Annotated in this window: 15 protein-coding genes; 6 read left to right on the plus strand and 9 right to left on the minus strand. The window is 70.4% G+C overall.

Features of this window, described 5'->3' with window-relative positions; all coding sequences use genetic code 11:
• The first annotated feature begins 24 nt into the window (after window positions 1–24).
• The gene (locus Q4C85_RS07695) at window positions 25–1,140 is read left to right on the plus strand and encodes a glycerate kinase (protein WP_303141061.1); all 1,116 of its coding nucleotides are present in this window, start codon (window positions 25–27) and stop codon (window positions 1,138–1,140) included.
• Between the two features lie 688 nt (window positions 1,141–1,828).
• Here the strand turns inward: Q4C85_RS07695 and nrdE are convergent.
• Genes nrdE through nrdH form a run of 3 tightly spaced genes read right to left on the minus strand, consistent with a single transcriptional unit; the run spans window position 1,829 to window position 4,643 of the window.
• Window positions 1,829–3,985: a class 1b ribonucleoside-diphosphate reductase subunit alpha gene (gene nrdE, locus Q4C85_RS07700; RefSeq protein WP_303141063.1), complete on the minus strand. Its 2,157-nt coding sequence runs from the start codon at window positions 3,983–3,985 to the stop codon at window positions 1,829–1,831.
• The gene (gene nrdI, locus Q4C85_RS07705; protein WP_303141065.1) at window positions 3,970–4,380 is read right to left on the minus strand and encodes a class Ib ribonucleoside-diphosphate reductase assembly flavoprotein NrdI; all 411 of its coding nucleotides are present in this window, start codon (window positions 4,378–4,380) and stop codon (window positions 3,970–3,972) included. The genes nrdE and nrdI overlap by 16 nt, the downstream gene beginning before the upstream one ends.
• A gap of 17 nt (window positions 4,381–4,397) precedes the next feature.
• Window positions 4,398–4,643, minus strand: a complete 246-nt coding sequence (gene nrdH, locus Q4C85_RS07710) for a glutaredoxin-like protein NrdH (protein ID WP_303141066.1) — start codon at window positions 4,641–4,643, stop codon at window positions 4,398–4,400.
• Window positions 4,644–5,407: 764 nt separating this feature from the next.
• On the opposite strand from nrdH, the gene Q4C85_RS07715 reads away from it, so the two are divergent.
• The 4 genes from Q4C85_RS07715 (at window position 5,408) to Q4C85_RS07730 (ending at window position 10,480) form a co-directional block, all read left to right on the plus strand.
• Window positions 5,408–6,856 (plus strand): PTS sugar transporter subunit IIC, encoded by a 1,449-nt coding sequence (locus Q4C85_RS07715; protein WP_303141068.1) that lies wholly within the window; start codon window positions 5,408–5,410, stop codon window positions 6,854–6,856.
• A gap of 173 nt (window positions 6,857–7,029) precedes the next feature.
• Complete coding sequence (locus Q4C85_RS07720; protein ID WP_303141070.1) at window positions 7,030–7,734, plus strand: DUF4956 domain-containing protein; 705 nt, start codon at window positions 7,030–7,032, stop codon at window positions 7,732–7,734.
• A gap of 55 nt (window positions 7,735–7,789) precedes the next feature.
• The gene (locus Q4C85_RS07725; RefSeq protein WP_303141071.1) at window positions 7,790–8,656 is read left to right on the plus strand and encodes a polyphosphate polymerase domain-containing protein; all 867 of its coding nucleotides are present in this window, start codon (window positions 7,790–7,792) and stop codon (window positions 8,654–8,656) included.
• A 54-nt stretch (window positions 8,657–8,710) separates the two neighbouring features.
• Window positions 8,711–10,480, plus strand: a complete 1,770-nt coding sequence (locus Q4C85_RS07730; protein WP_303141072.1) for a carbohydrate-binding domain-containing protein — start codon at window positions 8,711–8,713, stop codon at window positions 10,478–10,480.
• A 69-nt stretch (window positions 10,481–10,549) separates the two neighbouring features.
• On the opposite strand, the gene Q4C85_RS07735 is transcribed toward Q4C85_RS07730, so the two are convergent.
• From Q4C85_RS07735 to Q4C85_RS07755, 5 genes are all read right to left on the minus strand, one after another.
• Window positions 10,550–12,427 carry a glycoside hydrolase family 13 protein gene (locus Q4C85_RS07735; RefSeq protein WP_303141074.1) on the minus strand — a complete coding sequence of 626 codons (1,878 nt, stop codon included), beginning with the start codon at window positions 12,425–12,427 and terminating at the stop codon, window positions 10,550–10,552.
• A gap of 84 nt (window positions 12,428–12,511) precedes the next feature.
• Window positions 12,512–13,729 carry a type II toxin-antitoxin system HipA family toxin gene (locus Q4C85_RS07740; RefSeq protein WP_303141075.1) on the minus strand — a complete coding sequence of 406 codons (1,218 nt, stop codon included), beginning with the start codon at window positions 13,727–13,729 and terminating at the stop codon, window positions 12,512–12,514.
• On the minus strand, window positions 13,726–15,372 hold the full coding sequence (locus Q4C85_RS07745) for a DUF262 domain-containing protein (RefSeq protein ID WP_303141077.1): 1,647 nt from the start codon (window positions 15,370–15,372) through the stop codon (window positions 13,726–13,728). Before Q4C85_RS07745 ends, Q4C85_RS07740 begins: the two co-directional genes overlap by 4 nt.
• Window positions 15,373–15,471: 99 nt before the next feature.
• Window positions 15,472–17,160 carry an L-serine ammonia-lyase gene (locus Q4C85_RS07750; RefSeq protein WP_303141078.1) on the minus strand — a complete coding sequence of 563 codons (1,689 nt, stop codon included), beginning with the start codon at window positions 17,158–17,160 and terminating at the stop codon, window positions 15,472–15,474.
• Between the two features lie 70 nt (window positions 17,161–17,230).
• Complete coding sequence (locus tag Q4C85_RS07755) at window positions 17,231–19,303, minus strand: alpha-amylase family protein (RefSeq protein WP_303141080.1); 2,073 nt, start codon at window positions 19,301–19,303, stop codon at window positions 17,231–17,233.
• A 185-nt stretch (window positions 19,304–19,488) separates the two neighbouring features.
• Between Q4C85_RS07755 and Q4C85_RS07760 the strand changes: the two genes are divergently transcribed.
• On the plus strand, window positions 19,489–20,301 hold the full coding sequence (locus Q4C85_RS07760; RefSeq protein WP_303141082.1) for a bifunctional hydroxymethylpyrimidine kinase/phosphomethylpyrimidine kinase: 813 nt from the start codon (window positions 19,489–19,491) through the stop codon (window positions 20,299–20,301).
• A 133-nt stretch (window positions 20,302–20,434) separates the two neighbouring features.
• Here the strand turns inward: Q4C85_RS07760 and ddaH are convergent, their stop codons facing one another.
• Window positions 20,435–21,229, minus strand: coding sequence for a dimethylargininase (ddaH, locus tag Q4C85_RS07765; RefSeq protein ID WP_303141083.1), 795 nt, complete (start codon window positions 21,227–21,229; stop codon window positions 20,435–20,437).
• Between the last annotated feature and the right edge of the window lie 84 nt (window positions 21,230–21,313).

Genomic DNA, 21,313 nt, shown 5'->3' on the forward strand with positions numbered 1-21,313 from the left:
CGGATGGGCGGGCAGGATCAGCACATGCGGATCGTCATCGCCCCCGACTCCTTCAAGGAGTCGATGACCGCGCCGGGCGCGGCCCGCGCCATGGCCCTGGGGGCCGCCGACGCCCTCCCCGATGCCGCCGTCGAGCTCCTTCCCGTCTCCGACGGCGGGGAGGGCTTCGCCCGGACCCTCACCGCGCTCCGCAGCGGGGAGTGGATCGAGGTTCCGACCGTCGACGCACTGGGCCGGCCGGTGACCGCGGGCCTGGGCCTGAGCGGGCCCGAGGGGCGGCGCAGCGCGGCGCTCGACCTGGCCGGGGCAGCCGGGCTGGAGCGGATCCGGCCCGCCGAGCGCGACGTCATGCGCTCCTCGACGCGAGGCCTGGGGCTGCTGCTGCGGGCCGCCATGGCGTGCGGGGCCGGCGATGCCGTTGTCGGGATCGGTGGATCGGCGACCAACGACATGGGACTGGGAATGCTCGCGGCACTCGGCGCTGCGGTGCTCGATGGCACCGGCCGCCCCGTGGAGCCGGTGCCCGCGGCATTCGACCGGATCGCCACGATCGACATCGACCCCGCACGTGAGCGCCTGGCGGGGGTCGATCTGACGGTGGCCTGCGACGTGACGAACCCGCTGCTCGGGCCGAGCGGTGCGACGGCGGTGTTCGGGCCGCAAAAGGGCGTCAACACCGAGCGGGTCGCCGCCTTGGACGCCGAGATCGGGCGCCTGGCCGGACTGATGGGGCTGGCGCACCGGGTGGAGGATCCCGGGGCAGGCGCGGCGGGCGGTGTGGGCTTCGCCCTCGCCGCTGCGCTCGGGGCGCGGATCGTTCCCGGTTTTGAGATCGTGGCGCGCGCCGCCGGGTTGGAGGAGCGGATCGCCGACGCCGACCTTGTCCTGACCGGTGAGGGGGCCGTTGACGCCCAGAGCCTGGAGGGCAAGGCGGTCGGCGGTGTCGTGCGGGCCGCGAGGCGTCATGGGGTGCCGGTCATGGTCCTGGCCGGTGTGCTGCGCGACGGGGCCGAGCGGCTGCGTGCGCCCGGTGTCGAGCTCATCGAGATCACGCCGCCCGGCGAGCCTGCGGCCCTGGCGCTGGCCCGCGGGGCGGTCAACCTGCGCTCGACCGTCCGACGGGCCCTGAGCCGCCGGTGAGCGAAACCTTGCGGCACCAGCCTACGACCGGATAGTTTGAGGCTGCATGTCGCTGTAGTGGGATGAAGTGGACCCGGCAGCCTTCCGGACGGTGGGCGGGCCGGGTTTCGCGCGTCAAGGGCCCAGGTCAATGACAGTCAGATCCATCTGCTCGACACTGGCTCGCCAGTGTCCGCCCTTGTTCCAGCACCAACTAATTGCATCGGGGAGCCACAGGAGCTCCTCCTGATGGTCGTGGACATGATCGTAGGTTCCGTCCCAGTGACCGGGCAGCACTCCAACGAGAACCTGTCTGTCAGAACGGACGGTGGAGTCGTTCCGATCGAAGACCAACTGCTGGCACGGACCGTCCCGAGATTCTCAGCGAGCGCACGCACGCACGTTCGACGCCCGCGCCGAGGCTTGTCCGACGTCCAATACACCTCGATTCTAACAGGCATCTTTTTAATCTCACGAAGAAGCGCATGCCGAGTTTCGTTCCGCTCCTTTGTAAAGTGGATCGACCGTTGCCCCGGTCGCAGATACTTCCGAAGAGTCTTCTTGATGAGATGCATGTCGGCGGGCCATACGTAGACCGCCGTTATCGAGTAGCCCCTGACCTCCGACTCGTCCACAAACACCCGGTAAGGACGCTCCAGGTTCCGCGCACCCGAACCACGTATCCCGGAGGACTTCTTCCTCGGTGTCGTCACAGCATGCAGGACACGCAGCCGGCGACCTCTGTGCCCTCGAGCGCGGCCTGGCGCAGGCGGATGTAGTAGAGGGTCTTGATCCCCTTGCGCCAGGCGTAGATCTGGGTCCGGTTGACGTCACGGGTCGTGGCGGTGTCGGGGAAGAAGAGAGTGAGGCTCAGCCCCTGGTCGACATGCTGGGTCGCCGCGGCGTAGGTGTCGATGATCTTCTCAGGACCGATCTCGTAAGCGTCCTCGTAGTACTCGAGGTTGTCGTTGGACATGTAGGGAGCCGGGTAGTAGACGCGCCCGATCTTGCCCTCCTTGCGAATCTCGATCTTGGAGACGATCGGGTGGATCGAGGAGGTCGAGTGGTTGATGTAGGAGATCGACCCGGTGGGCGGAACCGCCTGGAGGTTGCGGTTGTAGATGCCGTCCCGCTTGATCTTGTCGGCCAGCTCGGCCCAGTCGGCACGGGTGGGCACGTGCACCGAGCTGGCGGCGAAGACCTCCTTGACGCGCTCGGTCACCGGCAGGAAGTCCTGGTTGATGTACTTCTCGAAGAACTCGCCGCTGGCGTACTTGGAGTCCTCGAAGCCCCCAAAGGCCCGGCCCCGCTCGACGGCGAGGTCGTGGGAGGCGGTCAGCGCGGCGAACAGGACGCAGGCGAAGTAGACGTTGGTGAAGTCCAGGCCCTCCTCGCTGCCGTAGTGGATGCGCTCACGGGCCAGGAAGCCGTGGAGGTTCATCTGCCCCAGGCCGATCGCGTGGGACTCGCGGTTCCCGCGGTCGATCGACGGCACGCTCGGCAGGTGGGTCTGGTCGGACACGGCGGTCAGCCCGCGCACGGCGGTGCCCACGGTGCGCATGAAGTCCGGGGAGTCCATCGTCTTGGCAATGTTGAGGGAGCCCAGGTTGCAGGAGATGTCCTTGCCGACATGCGTGTAGGACAGGTCCTCCGCCAGCTCGCTGGCCTCCGAGACCTGGAGGATCTCGGAGCACAGGTTGGACATGGTGATCTTGCCCTTGATGGGGTTCGCCCGGTTGACGGTGTCCTCGAACATGACGTACGGGTAACCCGACTCGAACTGGATCTCAGCCAGCGTCTGGAAGAACTGCCGGGCGTTGATCTTCTTCTTCTTGATCCGGCCGTCGTCAACCATTTCCCGATACTTCTCGGTCACCGAGACCTCCGAGAAGGGGACGCCGTAGACACGCTCGACGTCGTAGGGGCTGAAGAGGTACATGTCCTCGTTGTTGCGGGCCAGCTCGAAGGTGATGTCGGGGATGACCACGCCCAGGGAGAGCGTCTTGATGCGGATCTTCTCGTCGGCGTTCTCGCGCTTGGTGTCGAGGAACCGCATGATGTCGGGGTGGTGGGCGTGGAGGTACACGGCACCGGCGCCCTGGCGGGCACCGAGCTGGTTGGCGTAGGAGAAGGAGTCCTCGAGCAGCTTCATGACCGGGATGACGCCGCTGGACTGGTTCTCGATGCGCTTGATCGGTGCACCCATCTCCCGCAGGTTGGTCAGCTGGAGCGCAACGCCGCCACCGCGCTTGGACAGCTGGAGGGCGGAGTTGATGCCCCGGGCGATCGACTCCATGTTGTCCTCGATGCGCACGAGGAAGCAGGACACGGGCTCGCCCCGCTGCGCCTTGCCCTCATTGAGGAAGGTGGGCGTGGCCGGCTGGAAGCGACCGGTCATCATCTCCTCGATGAGATCCATGGCCAGGGCCTCATCGCCGTCGGCCAGGGCGAGGGCCACCATGGTAACGCGGTCCTCGAAGCGCTCCAGGTAGCGCTTCCCATCGAAGGTCTTGAGGGTGTAGGAGGTGTAGTACTTGAAGGCGCCCAGGAAGGTCGAGAAGCGGAACTTGTGGGCGTAGGCGGCCTTGAAGGCGTCCTTGACGAACTCCGGGGAGTACTTGTCGAGCACGGGCTTCTCGTAGTAGCCCTCCTCGACGAGGTACTCCAGCTTCTCCTCCAGGTCGTGGAAGAAGACGGTGTTCTGGTTGACGTGCTGGAGGAAGTACTGGCGGGCGGCCTCCCGGTCGGCGTCGAACTGGATGAGCCCATTCGCGTCATACAGGTTGAGCGTGGCGTTGAGCGCGTGGTAGTCCAGGTCCGGGGAGGGGGCGGACTCCAGGCCCGTGTCCGTCAGCGTGTCTGCCAAAACGTGTCCAATCCTTCAGTGACGCGCGCGACGTCAGCGGGGGTTCCCAACAGCTCGTACCGGTAGAGCAGCGGCACATCGAGCTTGCGGGCGATGATGTCACCGGCCAGGCAGTACGCCTCGCCGAAATTGGTGTTGCCTGAGGAGATGACCCCCCGGCACAGAGAGCGGTTGTGCGGGTCGTTGAGGAAACGGATGACCTGCTTGGGCACGGCGCCCTTGACGGTCCCTCCTCCGTAGGTGGGCACGACCAGCACATACTCCTCATCGACTCGCAACAGCCCGTCGGTGGGCAGCAACGGGATCCGGACCGCGGGGAAGTCGAGCTTGCCCACGAAGCGGTGCGTGTTCTCCGAGGTCGAGGAGAAGTAGACGAGGAGGGGCCGCGCGCCCACCGGTGCCCGGCCCTCGCTCAGATGGCGACGGCCTCGCGGGCGGAGGCCAGCGCCTTGATCTTGTCGGGGCGGAAGCCCGACCAGTGCTCGTCACCGGCGACGACGACGGGCGCCTGGGCGTAGCCCAGGGACCTGACCTGCTCCAGCGCCTCGACGTCGAGGGAGATGTCCACCGTCGCGTAGGGCAGGCCGGCCTTGTCCAGGGCGCGGTACGTCGCGGTGCACTGGACACAGTTGGGCTTGGAGTAGACGGTGATCGCCATGTCGGTCACTTCCTGGCTGTCGAGAGGTGGATCAGGGCCGGGCGCGGTCACATCGACGCCCTCACGAGGAAGGGCTTGCGCCGGTGTAACCACACATGTGTAGTTCGCGGGAGGGCGCTGTGGCCCTGCGGGGCAAGACACTACCCCTAGGGGTCGGTGCCCGCCAGCACCCCAAGATGATGTGTTCGGCGTGGCGCTGTGCACAGTTCACCTTCTTCCTGTGGAGAGCTCCGGCGGGAGTGTGGACGCCCGGTGGGTCCGCCTCCAGTCGGCGGCCGCCGCTCCGGAGCGCCACCCCCGACGGATCCGCAGAACCATGGTGCTCCAAGGGTGTGACACGAACTCGCCCCCTTCGTGCACAGACCTGTGCCTCCCCCGACGATGACCGCTCCCCACCCTGGGGACAAAGTCCCAGAAAATGGTTTCTCGTCACACCGCACCCCGGGCGTGTCGCCGGGTCGGCCCCCGCGCTCCCCAATGCTGCGCGGCGCCCGCCCGGGCGGCCATCGGGTGCCGGTATCCTGTGGCCCTCCACCCACGCCGCGCCGAGCACCCGACCTGCACCCGACCTGCACCCGCGCTGGCCTTGATGGGTCGGGACGGTGTCCACTGACGCCGTCAGGGGCACACCGGTCAGTGCCGGACCCGCGGCAGTTGCACGGGCGCGCGACGCGGAGCACCCGTTGCCGCACACCGAAGAGGGTCCTTGACCTCCTGACCGGCACCCGCCCACCACCCGTCACCGCAACACCGAGGAGGAGCATGTGGATGCCGCCGAACGCAGGGAGGCGATCCTGACCCGCCTGTCCGCGGCGGCCGCACCCGTGGCCGCCTGGTCCTTAGGGGAGCGGCTCGGGGTATCGCGTCAGGTCATAGTCGGCGACGTGGCCCTGCTGCGGGCGGCCGGCCACGCGATCCGCGCCACCAACCGCGGATACATCCTGGCGCGCCCCACCGACAGGCCCCGCCGCTCCATCGCGGTCCAGCACACGCGAGCCGAGATCCCCACCGAGCTGTCCGTGATCGTCGAGGCGGGGGGAACGGTGCTGGACGTGTCTGTCGAGCACCGGCTCTACGGACAGATCACCGTCGACCTGCTCATCGGCGACACCGCGGACCTCACCGACTTCCTCAGCCGACTGCCCGAGTCCTCCACCCTGGCGGAGCTGACCAACGGTTGGCACACCCACACCATTGAGGCCGACTCCGAGCAGCTCCTCGACGAGATCGAGGCCCGACTCGGCGCCGCACTGCCCGGGGCCCTGGGCGAGGCGGTCATCCTCATGGGGCGGGTCGCCTCGTCGGTCACCGGCGCGGGGATCGGCCTGGGAACCGCCCATCGCCTGGGCGCCGGCACCCTCGTCCTCGTGGGCGCCGGCACTGCGGGGCCGATCGGGGCACACGCCTCCTCACTCCTGGCCGGCACGGCCGTCGTGACCCAGGGCGCCGGAACTTCCCTCCTCCTGCGCGGACCGGGCGAGCCCCTGGGAGCCTTCCTGGCCGCCTGGGCGGCCTTCGAGGTCGGCCGGCTGGTCGCCGGACGCACACCGGTCGACATCCTGGTCACTCCCCTGGCGACCGTGTTCGTCGGCGGCAGCACCGGGCTGCTCGTGGGGCCACCGATCTCCCAGACAATGACCGCCCTCGGCCATGTCATCAACTGGGGCACCGAGCGCCAGCCCCTTCTCATGGGGGTCGTCGTGTCGGTCATCATGGGCATGGTCCTCACCCTGCCCATCTCCTCAGCAGCTCTGGGCGTCATCCTCGGGCTGTCCGGTACCGCGGCCGGCGCCGCGACCATCGGCTGCACCGCCCAGATGGTGGGCTTTGCCGTGGCGTCCTTCCGGGACAACCGCTGGTCCGGGCTGCTCGCCCAGGGGCTGGGGACATCCATGCTCCAGGTCCCCAACATCATGCGCCGTCCGCTCATCTGGGTTCCGCCCACCTTGGCCTCGGCGATCCTGGGACCGGTGTCCACCGTCGTGCTGCGTATGGAGTCCAACGCGGTGGGCTCGGGCATGGGATCGGCCGGGCTGGTCGGGCAGATCATGACCTGGCAGGTCATGTCGCCATCGGTGCCCGCCGGGCGCCTGGCGCTGACCATCGCGCTGTTCCACGTCGCGGCCCCCGCCGCGCTCAGCTGGGGCATCTGTGCGCTCATGCGACGCCGGGGCTGGATCCGCCCGGGCGACATGGCCCTCGCACGCGCCTGACGACTTCCCTCTGCCGGCAGCACCACCCCGTGGAGCCGCTGTGACCCGCACCCCATGCCTGAGAACTAAGCAGTTCACAGGCTCCTCATGGAGACGGGCCGTTGACTCGTGGTCATCGAGGCCGACACCAGGTCGACCCACCACCACGGATCTAAGGATCAAGGAACCGTCTTATGAGCCTCACCTCCCTTGCCTCCATCGCCACCGATCTCATCGCCCTGGCCTTGCTCATCGGAGCCCTCTACCTGCCGCGCCACGGCCGCAAGGACCTTCTGGCCGCCTACATCGGCATCAACGTCGGCGTCCTGGCGGTCACGCTCCTGCTGGCCACCGCAACGATCTCCGCCGGTCTGGGTCTGGGACTCTTCGGCGTCCTGTCGATCATCCGCCTGCGCTCCACCGAGATCTCCCAGCACGAGATCGCCTACTTCTTCGCAGCCCTCGCCCTGGGCCTCCTGGGAGGCATCGGCGCATCGATCGCGGTGACCTCCCTGCTCATGGGCCTCGTAGTCGCCTCGTTGTGGATCGGGGACCACCCGGCCCTTGTCCGCCGCAACCGCCACCAGGTGGTCATGCTCGACCGCGCCATCGCCGACGAGCGGGCCCTGATCGCCCACCTCGAGAAGCTGCTGGGCGGGACGGTGCGCAGCCTGGAGGTCCAGCGCCTCGACCTCGTCAACGACACGACCCTGGTGGACGTGCGCTACCGCCTCCACCGCAGCCCGGTGCCCGCCGGTGAGCCGGCGGGGCGGGCGGAGTCGGCCGCAGGAGCCCTGCCCGCCTCGCCCGAGGCCTCCCCGCTGGACGAGTGGTACCGCCCGCAGGGCGCTGCGCAGATGCCCGTCTCCTACCAGCCACAGCACGCCGTCGCCCGCTGACAGACCGCCCGCCCCACCGGGCCCCGAGCCGACACCACAGAGGAGATGACCAGTCATGACCACCACCCGCCCACCGCTCGAGACCGGCCACCTCGCCCCCACGAGCCTCGAGGCCCTCAATGAGGCCGCGGGACTGCTCACCCGTGTCGACCGCAAGTACCTCGTGCCGGCGGCAACCGTCCAGGATGTCGCCAACGCCCTGACCGGCCGGGCACTGGTGCTGCAGATCGACGACCGTCGCCGCTTCGCCTACGCCTCGACCTACTTCGACACCCTGGAGCTGAGCGCCTACATGCTGGCCGCCCGCAAGCGCCGTCGCCGCTTCAAGGTCCGCACCCGCACCTACCTGGACTCGGGTATCTGCTTTCTCGAGGTCAAGACGCGCGGTGCCCGGGAGTCGACGGTCAAGGAGCGCCTGCCCTACCGGCTCCAGGACGCCGACCGGCTCACTCCCGAGGGCCTTCTCTTCGTCGCCGACTGCCTGGCGTCCTCTGGAATCTGCTCGCCCCAGTGCGGCGGGGACCTGGCCACCCGCCTTGTTCCGGTCATGGCGACGACCTACTGGCGCACCACGCTGCACCTGCCCGACGACGAGGCCCGCACCACTATTGACACGGGCCTGACCTGGACGTCGCTGCGCACGGACCGGTTCGGCACGGTCGAACGGGGGCCGATCCTGCCCGCCGGAGGGCTGGCCATCGTCGAGACCAAGAGCCCGGCGACCCCCGGGCCGGCCGACCGGTTCCTGTGGTCCCAGGGCCACCGTCCCGCCCGGCTGTCGAAGTACGCCACGGGGATGGCCGCCCTGCGCCCCGAGCTTCCCGCCAACAAGTGGCACCGGGTGCTCACCCACGAGCTGGCGCCCGCCACCCGCGCGCACCGTCCAGACCACCACGACCACCAGCACCACCGCGCCGCCTGACGGCGCACCAGACCGCAGACGGGCCAAGGCCCGGCAACCAAGGAGAACAGAGACATGAAGAACCCGCTCAAGGGCCGTACCACCCGCCGCGCCACCGGCGCCATGGCCGCGCTCGCCTCGATCGCACTGGTGGCCGCCTGCGGCTCATCCCTGTCGCCCTCGAGCAGCGCGACGACATCGACGACGGGCTCGACCACGACCACCAGCTCGAGCACGAGCTCGACGACGACGGCCGGCACGAGCACCGACAGCACGAGCACCGAGGTGTCCAGCTCGGAGACGGAGGCCAGCGCGACCGCGTGGACCTCGATCTCCTCGGCGGTCGCCGAGGCCTCCACCGGCGCGAGCACCGCGGACATCCTGGCCGCCAATGCCGACACCTCCGAGGCTGTCTCGGCGGCCACGGAGGAGGACACGGCCGGCACCTACGACGCCTCCTCGGCCACAACCATCACCGCCTCAGGCAGCTCGGTCGAGGTCTCGGGGGCCTACGCCGACGCCGTGAGCGTCGATGGGACCACCGTGACGATCACCGGGGCGGGAACCTTCGTGCTGACCGGGACGCTGGACGACGGCCAGATCATCGTCAACGCCCCCGACGCCGAGGTCCGCCTCGTGGCCGACGACGTCTCGATCACCAACGCCGACGGCCCCGCCATCGACATCCAGGACGCGGGTACGGCCGTGTTCGTCCTGGCCGAGGGCAGCACGAACACCCTGACCGACGGCGCCACCTACGCCGACACGAGCGAGGAGGCAGCCACGGCCACGCTCTTCTCCTCCGACACCCTCACCATCGCGGGCACCGGCTCACTCGATGTCACCGGCAGCGCCAACGACGCCATCTCCTCGAAGAACGGGCTGGCCATCGTCGGCGACCCGACGATCACGGTCAACGCCGTCGACGACGGCATCCGCGGCAAGGACTACCTCCTGGTCGACGGGGGGACGCTGACGGTGACCGCCGGCGGCGACGGCCTCAAGGCCAGCGAGGACACCGACGAGACGCAGGGCTTCGTCGCCCTGGGCGAGGCCTCCGTCACGATCACCGCCGGCGACGACGGCGTGGCCGCGGTCACCGACGTGACCGTGGACGGCACGACGCTGACGGTGACCGCCGGCGGCGGCCAGGCCAACGCCGTCGTCACCGAGGAGGCCGCCCCCGGCCAGCAGTCGACGACCGAGGACACCTCGGACACGACCGCCTCGCCCAAGGGCATCAACGCGGGGGTGTCGTACACCCAGAACTCCGGCACGGTGGTCCTGGACACCGCCGACGAGGGCCTCCAGGCACCCTTCGTCAATGTCGGCGGCGGCGCGCTGTCGGTGACCTCGGGCGACGACGGCATCAACGCCTCCAACGGCGACTTCACCATCGAGGGCTACGAGAACGCCGACTCCGAGTCCGACGACGGCTCGGTCCTGACGATCTCCGGCGGTGCCGTGCAGGTCGACTACGCCGCCTCCGACGGCATCGACTCCAACGGCTCGGCCTTCGTCACCGGTGGCCAGGTGGTGGTCGGCGGCTCGGCCGGCTCCATGGACGGCGCCATCGACGCCAACGGAGAGACCACCCTGGTGGGCGTGACCGGCGACCCCTCAGTCTCCGCGGGCGACACGATCACGGTCACCAGCGCGGACGGCGACAGCTGGGAGCTGACCAGCATCATCTCGGCCGACTACATGACCGTCCTGGGCCTGACCGAGGGAACCGAGTACACCGTGGAGACGACCTCCGGGGGGTCGGCCACCGGCACCGCCTCGGCCCTGTCGACCGGCCGCATGGGCGGCGCCATGGGTGGCGGCCAGCCCCCGCAGGGCTGAGCCTCCTCCTCACAGTCCCCGGCGGCCCGGGGCGCACTCCTGGGAGCGCGCCCCGGGCCGCCGGGTGGATCAGGGGCGCAGCCAGACGGTGGCATCCGGGGGGAGGACCTGCCGGCCGCTGCCGTCCTGGCGCGTCCGGAGCGCGGCGCTGGCCAGGAGCACCTCGCCGGCAGGCAGCTCGACCTCGGCGTCGAAGGCGGTCCAGCACTGGAGGTCTCCGCGGGCGAAGGCCAGGACCTCCTCGTCCCGCCGCACCCAGGTCAGCGGCTCGCGGTTGGCCGGGCCCCACAGCTCGCGGCGCAGCCGCAGGCCATCGCGATACAGCCGCAGGGTCGACCCGGGGTCGTCCTCCTGCGTCTCGACGCTGCGGGCTCCCCACCCGGCGGGCTGGGGCAGGTGAGGCGGTGCGGCGCCGTCGGGCCCGAAGCCGTAGGACGAGCCCTCCGCCGCCCAGGGCAGGGGGACCCGGCAGCCGTCGCGGCCCTTCTCGACGCCGCGGTTGCGCCGGGCGATGGGGTCGGCCAGCCACTCCTCGGGGATGTCGGGGACCTCGGGCAGGCCCAGCTCGTCGCCCTGGTAGATGTAGAGCCCGCCGGGCAGCGCCATGACGACCAGGGCGGCGGCCCGCGCCCGGCGCTCGCCGAGGGCGGCGTCGTTGGCGGGCTCGACGCCGTCGGCCAGGATCCAGCGGCGGGCCATGCCCAGCTGGATCCCCGCGGGTTCGCCCCCGCCGCCGGGGTTGTAGGCGGTGTCCTGGCCCGGCGCCCCGTCCTGGGCCGAGGGCTGTGCGGCGATGTCGAAGCCGTAGCGCGAGGCCACACGGGTGGAGTCGTGGCAGCCCAGCACCCAAGTGGTCGATCCGCACTCGGCCTCGTCGGCCAGCCCGGCCTCGATGGCCCACAGGTAGGACTCGCTGGTGAAGTCGGCGTCCTGCATCTGGAAGTTGAAGGCCTGGCCGACACTGGCGGCGTAGGCGGGGCGGCGTGAGGGGGCGACCCCGGCCTCGGCGACGGCGAAGCGGGGCGGGTCGTAGGAGTCCAGGACCTCCCGCCAGGCGGCGTAGATCTCATGGACCTCATCGCGGTCCATGAGCGGGTGGGAGCCGTCCTCGGGCAGCGGCCACCAGGGGATCTCGGCGAAGGGGCGGTAGGGCTCGGACATGTCTTTGGCCATGCCCAGGGCGACGTCGACGCGGAAGCCGTCGACGCCGTGGTCGCACCAGAAGCGCAGCGTCGTCAGCAGGTCCTCGCGCACAGCCTCGTGGTCCCAGTTGAGGTCGGGCTGCTCGGGGGCGAAGACGTGGAGGTACCACTGGTAGGGGCGGCCGGTGCCGGGGCCGGTCAGGGGGGCGCCGTCGGCGTCGCGGTCCTCGATCCGCTCCCAGGCGCTGCCGCCGAAGATCGAGCGCCAGTCGTTGGGAGGCAGCTCGCCGTGCTCCCCGGCGCCGGGGCGCACGTGGTAGAGGCTGCGCTCCGGGGCCTCGGGCCCGCCGGCCAGGGCGGCCCGGAACCAGGCGTGGCGGTTGGAGGAGTGGTTGGGAACGATGTCGACCATGACGCGGATGCCGGCGGCGTGGAGGGCGCGGACGAGCTCGTCGAACTCCTCCATCGTCCCGATCTCGGGGGCGACGTCGCGGAAGTCATCGACGTCGTAGCCCCCGTCGGCCAGGGCCGAGGGGTAGAAGGGCGAGAGCCACACGGCGTCGACCCCCAGCGCCCGCAGGTAGGGCACCCGGCTCATGATGCCCGCCAGGTCGCCGATGCCGTTGCCGTCGGCGTCGGCGAAGGAGCGGGGGTAGATCTGGTAGACGACGGCGTCGGCCCACCACGGCCGGGGCCCGGTCCGCCCGTCTGCGGAGGATGCGTCGGGAAGGCCCGTGGGTGCGGGTCCTGCGGGGGGCTGCGCCTCGGGGGCGCTGGTCGAGGCGGGCTGCGTCGTTGCGGTCACGGCAGAATCGTGCCACGCCTGAGGTGTAGCGCAAAACTACAGTGGGGCCGACTGCGACTCGGGGCTCAAGCGGGCGGCGCCGTCTCAGGTGAGACCCGGGCGGGCCAGTCGCACTGTCGTGGGCTCCAGGTGCGCACTGATCCACTGGCGGACCTCTTCGGGGGCCTCGTGGTCCCTCCACGCCTTCCGGAACCTCTCGACCGTCTCATCGAGGACGTTGAGCACGTCGCGGTGTCCGAGGCCCAGGTGACGCTCGAGCCGTTCGAAGTGCCCACGCCCGACCTCCACGAGGCGCCTCGAGCCATAGAACGGCAGGCCGAGCTCGGCGTGATTGGGGTAGGCGGCGGTGCACACGAGGTCGTAGGCCGGTGAGAGTCGGGCACGCCGACCGTCGGGATAGATGAGGGACCAGTTCTTCAGGTGGGCGTCGCCGTTTCCGACGAGCAGGTTGAAGACGGTCCTGCGCACCGCCTCCTGGAGCGAGTCGTGGTCCCGGCCGCGGTAGGCCAGGCCGATGAACGTCTCGACACTGGACCCGTACTTGCCTTCCCCCGCCCCGTGGTGTCCGAGGACTTGCGCAAAGTCCTCGATGTGGACGCGTCCCGCCGGCGAGCGGTCGAAGCGGCGCACCGCGTATGCCGTGGCCTCCTCGGAGGGCCAGGAGCCGGGACCGAGGTCCTCGACGCTGTCGCGGTCCCACAGGCGGGCCTCGGGCACCTCGATCCCGACCCGGCGGGCCAGGTTCATGACGGCGAGCTCGTTGGCGGGCAGACCTGGGTAGGCCTGGTCGGGTGTCTTGAGGATCCAGTCCCCGTCCTCGTCGTGAGCCGGGATGACGAGGCGGTCACCGTCACGGCTCATCGAGAACTTGAGGGCCATGCCCGCCAGGGAGGCCCGGCGCGGGCCCGCGGCCGTCACTGGTTCCCGCCTCAGGGAGGGGACAGCGTCATCGAACCGGGCGTCGACCCGCTGGTCGGGGTCCACCGCGACGGAGACCGCTCCCGGCAGGTCGCGGCCGATCCGCTCGAGCAGATCCATCTCGCGGTACGTGCTCACACCCTGCTCACGAGCGATGAGATCGCGCAGCCTCCCTTCGGGCAGGAGGTTGGAAAACCAGGCCGGCACCCGGTTGGTGGCGCGCGGCTGCCCGCGCGGGTGGTCCTCGAACCACCTGCCCAGAACCATCCGGTGGGGGCGGTCCCAGTAGTCGGTGTCGAAGACGAACTTCGTGAACTGTTCGCGGCGCTGAAGTGAGCCCACGTGCTCGCCATGGAGGAGGACCGCGTAGACAGCCTCGTTCATGCGCCGTCCTGGTCGTCGGCGATGTAGTCGGTCAGCGGCGGGGTGTCCTCCTGGTCCCAGGCGGCACGGGCGGCCAGAAAGTCCTCGAGATGGGTCTCCAGCATCCAGGCCCGGGTCTCGACGGCCTCGGTGAACCTGTTGGCCTGCAGGAGCGCCACGACCTGTCGGTTCAGGAGCAGTGAGCCGAGAGTGCCATCGTCCAGGTCCGGCAATCTCGCCATGACCTCGCGCTGGTCGACAAGAGCGAGCATCTTGGCCGCGGCGACAGGGGCGCCGTCCTCCATCTCGGTGGCCGGGGCGAGGTCGGCGACAACGGCGCTCGGCGTCGTCTCGCCGTCGAGGTGCTCGCGCAGCTGCTCGACCGTGATTGGCCGACCGGTCAGGACATCCGCGGGTTGGCGGTTCCACTGCGCGGCCAGGATGAGCTTGGAGTCCGAGCGTGTGGCGCGAAAGACGCTCAGGTCCGGGATGCGCGCGCCGTCGGGCAGTTCGGCTCGCGCGAGAAGACGCTGCACGGAGGCCGACTCCTCGCCTGCGACGAGGCATGTCGCCATCGCACGCAGGTCCGTCTGCGAACCGCTGATCCCCAGCCGGTCCGCTCCGGCGCTCGTCCTCCACAGCCAGCGGGAGAGCAGCTCGAGATTACGGGGTTTCGCAACGGGAAACAGTGCGAAGAACCGCGTCAGGACGAGGAGCTGGAAACGGAAGGGCAGAAGCACCATATGCGGGATGCCGCAGCGTTCCTGCAGGAAGCGCACGGCAGCAATGAGAGCGGACTGGGTGCTCTCGAGAGCCTCCTGTTGGCTCTCCTCGGGGAAGTCGGTCACCATTCGCCACGACCGGCTGAACTCGGTCTGAATCTCCTTGGCTTCACGTGAGATGTCCGGGTGACGGCGCACGAGAATCGCCTGCACGATGATCTTGTCCGACAGGACTCCGAACGACGTGGCATCGTCGAGGTGGGCGGCGACGAGCGACGTCGTCAGCCCGGTATCCGGGCGAGCGTGGATGGCATCGAAGATCTCCGCGCTGCTCAACGGCTTGCCCCTGTTGTTGATCCGGTCGAAGACCTCTCGCAGGATCTTTTCGTCGGCATCCTCTATGACGGTGGCGGGAACAGTAGCGGTGTTGAGCCGGCCGGCGACCGCCTGGATATGGGCACTGTGCTCCCGGGCGTCGGGGTTGTCCTGGAGCCAGGCCAGGGCCCGGGAGAAGTCGAAGAGGTCGGGCAGCGGGATGACCAGGGCCGGGCTGTTGGGACGCAGGGGCACCACCTCACGGTCCTTCAGGGAATACCCGATCGCGAAACGAGGATCAACCCCCGAGACCGGGTCGACGACGTTGACGAGGCTGGTGATCCGCTGTTGCCCGTCCACCACCCACAGCGCGTCGGCGACCTCGGGAGCCTCGACCCGGAGCGCCCCAATCGTCAGGCGTTGGCGCGGCGCCCCACGCTTCCACAGCAGCAGGCTCCCGATGGGGAAGCCACGCAGAAGGGAGTCCACGAGGCTGATGACGTCACGGCGCTCCCACCGAAAGGCTCGCTGGAACTGCGGGATGCGGATGCGCCCGGAACGCACAAGCGTGCGCAGTGACGCGATGCTGTATGCCTGCGATGCCGACAGAGCCTGGGACTCATCCATGCCCCCAGTATGCCGTGCGCCACCGACACGAACCCGGATCCCGCGACGCGCTCCGAGGAGCCGACGCCGCCAACGGTCCAGGCGAACCCGCGCCGCCCCTCAGCACTCGACGACGTTGACGGCTAGCCCCCCGCGCGAGGTCTCCTTGTACTTGGCGAGCATGTCCTCGCCGGTCTGGCGCATCGTCTCGATGACCGTGTCGAGGCTGACCGCGTGGCGCCCCTGCCCCCACAACGCCATGCGCGCGGCGTTGATCGCCTTGACCGCCGCCACCGCGTTGCGCTCGATGCACGGGATCTGGACCAGCCCGCCCACCGGGTCGCAGGTCAGCCCCAGGCAGTGCTCCATCGCGATCTCCGCGGCGTTCTCCACCTGGGCGGGCGTACCCCCCAGCGCCTCGGCCAGCCCCGCCGCCGCCATCGACGAGGCCGAGCCGACCTCGCCCTGGCAGCCCACCTCCGCGCCGGCGATCGAGGCGTTGGTCTTGATGAGCGCCCCCACGGCCGTGGCCGCCAGGAGGAAGCGGTGGACGCCGTCGTCGTCGGCCCCCGGGATGAAGTGCTCGTAGTAGGCCAGGACCGCCGGGACGATCCCCGCCGCGCCGTTGGTCGGTGCGGTGACGACCCGGCGGCCGGCCGCGTTCTCCTCGTTGACGGCCAGGGCGTAGAGGTCTACCCAGTCCATTCCGCGCAAGGGGTCGGCCATCGCGAAGGCGCGCATCGGCCCGGTGCCCTGCGCCTTGAGCCGCTCATGGAGGGCCTTGGCGCGCCGGCGCACCCCCAGCCCGCCGGGCAGCACACCATCGGCCTCCAAGCCCGCCGCAATACATGCGGACATTGTGTCACGAAGCGTGTCGAGGTAGGCCCGGACCTCGGTCTCGGGCCGGGCGGAGACCTCATTGGCCAGGACGACGTCGGAGACCCGCAGCCCCTCGCGCTCGCACACCGCGAGCAGGGCCGCGCCAGTGGAGAAGGGGAAGGGGGCGGGGGTGGCGTGCAGCTCGGCGGTGGCCACCGTCGCCAGAGCCTGGATCGAGGGCGCGCCCGGCTCTCCGACGTCCTCCATGACGAAGCCCCCGCCGACCGAGTAGTAGGTGCGTCGCAGCACCTCGCCACCGGCCTCGCAGTAGGCCGTCATGGTCAGGGCGTTGGGGTGGTAGGCCAGGACCCGCCCGGGCAGGAAGGTGATGTCCGACGCCGGGCTGAAGGGCAGCGGAGCCACGCCGTCGACGACGAGCACACCGGAGGCGGTGACCTGCTCGACCAGCCCCTGGCAGACCTCGGTGGGCACCGTCTCGGGCTCGTAACCGGCCAGGCCCATGACGACGGCCCGGTCGGTGGCGTGGCCACGGCCGGTGGCGCCCAAGGAGCCGAAGAGCTCCACGGTCAGCCTCGCCACCGGCTCGGTGCAGCCCTCCCGCCGGTTGTGCGCCCCCGATCTCACGCGCAGTGAGGCGTCGAGTACCCCGGCGAGCTCGGCGGCGAAGGAGCGTCCGGCCCGCATGGGGCCGACCGTGTGGGAGGAGGACGGCCCGATCCCCACCCGCATGATGTCGAAGACGCTCAGAGGACGGGAGGCCCGCTCGGCGGTGAACTCCCCGGCCAGGAGCGCCGCCGGCGTGGCCGCATCCAACGCGGTGGGCACAAGGGTCGTGTCGGGGGCGTCCTCAACGGCCGGCACCGCGTCGGGCGCGGGCAGCACGGGCAGCAGCGCCGGAGGCACTCCCCCGGCCGGGCGGGGTCCGGCCCCCGCCCTCCGCGCCGTCCGGGCGTGGTCGTGCACAGTCATGGACCCATGATGCACGGCACGCGCGGGCATGCGCGCCCACCCGGGCGCGGAGCCGAGTGGCGAGGGCACCTCAGTCGGTTGCGCGCACGAGCCACCAGGCGGCGTAGGGGGGCACGGGAACGCGCCCGTCGCCCGCCCCCTCCAGCGTCGTCGAGCTCGCCGGGACCGTATCGGTCAGGACATCGACCGCCCCGAGCACCCCGTACTCGGCCAGGCGCCAGGCTGGCACCGACCGCCAGTCGGGGGTCACGTTGTACACCCCGACGAAGCTGCCGCACGGGTGGTCGCGGAAGGTGACGAGCACGCCGTCGTCGTCGACCGGAGCGACCTCGGTGCGCACCTCCGCGCTCAGCTGCGGCAGGCCCGCCCGGACCCGGCCCAGGTGTGCCAGGTCGGTGAAGACCCTACCCTCGACCGTCGAGCGGTCGTGGCGATTGGCCACCCGCGCCTCATCGAGCACCGGGCGACCGGCCCAGCGGGAGTCGGCCTCGTGGCCGGGCTCGGTGTCCCAGTTCGGGTCGTTGAACTGTCCCAGCTCGTCGCCGCTCCAGATGACCGGCGCACCGCCCCAGCCGTAGATGATCGCATTGGCCAGCCGTAGCGCGTTGAAGCGCTCCTCCAGCCACGTGCGCAGCTCCTCCTCGCGCCATGCCGGGGTGCGCTCGTCGATCCCCTCGACCGCCTCGGCCGCCGACTCGATGCCGATGAGGGAGGCGGCGGTCCCGGCGATGCGGCGGTCGTTGGTCACCGGGTTGTACTGGAAGACCAGGCCGCGGGCGTCCGATGCCGGGTAGACCCCGCGGTACCAGTCCGACAGGAACAGACGGTGCCAGTAGCCGTTGAGACCCACCGCGTCGGCATCGGCGTCGTCGATGGCCCAGCCGATGTCGTCGTGGCAGCGGATGTAGGTGATCCAGGTGGCCGTGGAGGGCTCGACCGGCAGACTGCTCAAGGCGTGCGCCGCCAGGGTCACGTTGCGCATGGCCAGCATCGACCAGATCTGGACCATGAGGGAGTTGTGGTAGGCCAGGTCGGAGACCTTGCCGGTGTAACGCCCCTGGCCCAGGTACTGGAGCAGCTCGGTGGGGGCCACGATGGCCTCCGCCTTGAGGATGACGGCGGGGCAGGCGATGCGCGTGACGGCGCGCAGCACCTCGGTGATGGCGTTGACCTCGGGCTGGCCCTGACAGTCGGTGCCCTTGCGCTTGATCGTGAAGGCGATGGCGTCCAGGCGCAGCACCTCCACACCCTGGTTGGCCAGGTTGAGGATGATCGACACGTACTCCTCAAGCACCTGCGGATTGCGCCAGTTGACGTCCCACTGGAAGGAGTTGAAGGTCGTCCACACCCAGCCGCCGAGCTCCTCGTCCCAGGTGAAGTTACCCGGGGCGAAGTCCGGGAAGATCTCCGGCAGGGTCCGCTCGTACTCATCGGGCTCGGTGCGGTCGGGGAAAATGAAGAAGTAGTCCCGGTAGCGCTGCTCGCCGGCACGGGCGCGCCGGGCCCACTCGTGCTCGGCGGCGACGTGGTTGAGGACGAGGTCGACCACGAGGCTCATCCCCTCCCGGCGCAGCTCGCCGGTCAGGTGGGCCAGGTCCTCCATGCCGCCCAGGTCCGGACGCACCGAGCGGTAGTCGGCCACCGCGTATCCGCCGTCGGAGTCGCCGGGCCGCGGGGTGAGCAGGGGCATGAGGTGGACGTAGGTGACCCCCAGCTCGCGCAGGTAGGGGATGCGCTCCTCCACGCCGCGCAGGTCCCCGGCGAAGCGCTCGGTGTAGCCGGCGTACCCGATCCTGCCCGGGGACTGGATCCACTGCGGGTCCAGGGTGCGGGCCAGGTCGAGGCTGCGCAGCTCGGGGCACCGCTCGAGGTAGGTCCCGGCCGCCTCGACGAGCAGGGAGGTGGCGGTGGCCGTGGCGCGCCGCTCCCCGTAGAGGATGATCAGCCCGTCGATGAGGTCGGGGTACCAGCGCTCGATGCGCGCGGTGAGGATCTCGCGCGTGGCCGCGTCGATCCCGGAGGCGTCCAGGACGGCGTCGACGGCCTGACGGACCTCGGCCGGCACCTCGGCGGCGAAGGGGGACCAGGTGGGGGCCGAGGTGGACGGTGCGGGGCCGGCTCCGGCCTGCTTGGGGGCGCTCATGGTTCTATCGTCGCTGAAGAGACCATCGATTGGCAGCGCTTCGGGAGGCCGATCTGCCACGCCTGCGCCTGCGGGCCGGACCGGAGGCCCGGGAGGTCCCGGCCGTCAGCCCCGCCGGCCCACCTGTCAGCCGGGGCGGTCGGCGCCGTGTGCGCCACCGGTCCGCCTGGTGCAGGCTAGGGGCCATGAGCGACTCCCCTCCGATCGTCCTGACCATCGCCGGCTCCGAGGCCTCCGGCGGCGCCGGCGCCCAGACGGACCTCAAGACCTTCCACCAGCTCGGTGTCTTCGGCTGCACGGCGCTGACCTGCATCGTCTCCTGCGACCCCGCACGGGACTGGGGGCACCGTTTCGTGCCGATCGACCCGCAGGTCATCCACGACCAGATCGAGGCGGCGGTGGCCGTGCACGGCCGTATCGACGCCGTCAAGATCGGCATGCTCGGCACGGTTCCCACCATCGAGACCGTCGCCGCGGCCCTGGCCGAGTACGACTTCCCACAGGTCGTCGTCGACCCCGTCCTCATCTGCAAGGGCCAGGAGCCCGGCGCAGCCCTGGACATCGACAACGCACTGCGCGAGCTCGTCCTGCCGCACGCCACGGTCGCCACGCCGAACCTCTTCGAGAGCCAGGTCCTGTCGGGCCTCGGTGCGATCGAGGACGTCGACGGTCTCAAGGCCGCGGCCCGCGCCATCCACGACCAGGGGGTCCCCATCGTGCTGGCCAAGGCCGGCACGCTCCTGGGCACCGACACGGCCCTGGACGTCTACGACGACGGCGGCGCCGCGCAGGTCCTGGAGGTTCCGGCCGTCGGCCGCGAGCGCGTCTCGGGCGCCGGGTGCACCCTGGCCGCCGCGCTGACCGCCGAGCTGGCCAAGGGCGCCGACCCCCTGGCCGCCGCGACCACTGCCAAGGACGTCGTCGTGTCCTCCATTGAGCACCGCATGCACGGCGGCGCTCCCTTCGACTGCGTCTACCAGGGCCACTACCGGCCCTGAGGCGCGGCTCGGCGGCTGTCGGTCCGGGATCCCCCCGCCTCCCGGTGTCCGCCCCGCACGGTCCGCCCCGCGGGCAACGACGAGGGCGCCGGCCACCCTCACGGGTGCCGGCGCCGTCGTCGGGGACCGCGCGTCAGGAGGGGCAGCCGCGCAAGCGGACCGAGAGGCAGGTCACGCACCCCTCGAGCTTCTCGTACTCGGAGATGTCGACCGTCGTCACCTCGTAGCCCCGGGAACGGAACAGCTCGGCGGAACGGGGGGCGTCGGCGGCCATGAGAATGCGGTTGCCGCCCAGGAGGACGACATGCGCCCCCGACTCCTCGGGCACGGCCAGGAAGGAGTCCCACACACCCGGGTCGTCGACAAGCGGCTCATAGCCGACGACGGTGCCGTCGGGCAGCGCGGTGACCGCCGACTTCAGGTGCAGGACCTTGGTCAGGGGCACCCCGATCGTCTCGGCGGCCTCGGCCGCGAGGTGCTCGCGCAGCTGGCGCACACCCTCCTCGTTGGTGCGGCCTCCCAGGCCCACCCACACGGTGCCCCCGAACTTGAGGACGTCACCGCCGTCGAGGGTGCCGGGGGCCTCGATGCGCTTGATGTCGTAGCCCAGGGCCGCCACCGCCTTCTCGGCGCCCTCGGTCTCGGGCTTGCGGGCGTCGGCACCGGGGCGGGTGATGACGGCCGTGCGGCCGTAGACGACGACCGCGTCCTCGACGAACACCGAGTCGGGGCAGTCGGGGGCCGGCTCGACCTCGATCGTCTCCCAGCCCTGGGAGTGGAGTGCGTCGACGTAGCCCTGCCACTGGCGCTCGGCCAGCTCGAGGTCGATCGCGCTGCGTTCGATATGTGTGACGAGGCCCTCGGCCAGGCGGGGGCTCGGACGACGGACGAGGGCCTTGGTGACCTCCGTGGTCTCCGTGGTATCCATGGGTGCTCCAGTTTCTGGGACGTGTCGCGACGTGATCGCGCCGTTATGCTAAGACTCTATCCGCTGCGGCTCTTCTGCCGCATC

Origin of the sequence: Actinomyces sp., assembly GCF_030524025.1 — a bacterium.
Lineage (GTDB): Bacteria > Actinomycetota > Actinomycetes > Actinomycetales > Actinomycetaceae > Actinomyces.

Bases quoted from the DNA above. Each gene is read 5' to 3' on its own strand.
- Q4C85_RS07695 (WP_303141061.1), top strand. From the start codon at position 25: ATGCGGATCGTCATCGCCCCCGACTCCTTCAAGGAGTCGATGACCGCG.
- nrdH (WP_303141066.1), bottom strand. From the start codon at position 4,643: ATGGCGATCACCGTCTACTCCAAGCCCAACTGTGTCCAGTGCACCGCG.
- Q4C85_RS07720 (WP_303141070.1), top strand. From the start codon at position 7,030: ATGAGCCTCACCTCCCTTGCCTCCATCGCCACCGATCTCATCGCCCTG.
- Q4C85_RS07725 (WP_303141071.1), top strand. From the start codon at position 7,790: ATGACCACCACCCGCCCACCGCTCGAGACCGGCCACCTCGCCCCCACG.
- Q4C85_RS07730 (WP_303141072.1), top strand. From the start codon at position 8,711: ATGAAGAACCCGCTCAAGGGCCGTACCACCCGCCGCGCCACCGGCGCC.
- Q4C85_RS07740 (WP_303141075.1), bottom strand. From the start codon at position 13,729: ATGAACGAGGCTGTCTACGCGGTCCTCCTCCATGGCGAGCACGTGGGC.
- Q4C85_RS07745 (WP_303141077.1), bottom strand. From the start codon at position 15,372: ATGGATGAGTCCCAGGCTCTGTCGGCATCGCAGGCATACAGCATCGCG.
- Q4C85_RS07750 (WP_303141078.1), bottom strand. From the start codon at position 17,160: ATGACTGTGCACGACCACGCCCGGACGGCGCGGAGGGCGGGGGCCGGA.
- Q4C85_RS07755 (WP_303141080.1), bottom strand. From the start codon at position 19,303: ATGAGCGCCCCCAAGCAGGCCGGAGCCGGCCCCGCACCGTCCACCTCG.
- Q4C85_RS07760 (WP_303141082.1), top strand. From the start codon at position 19,489: ATGAGCGACTCCCCTCCGATCGTCCTGACCATCGCCGGCTCCGAGGCC.
- ddaH (WP_303141083.1), bottom strand. From the start codon at position 21,229: ATGGATACCACGGAGACCACGGAGGTCACCAAGGCCCTCGTCCGTCGT.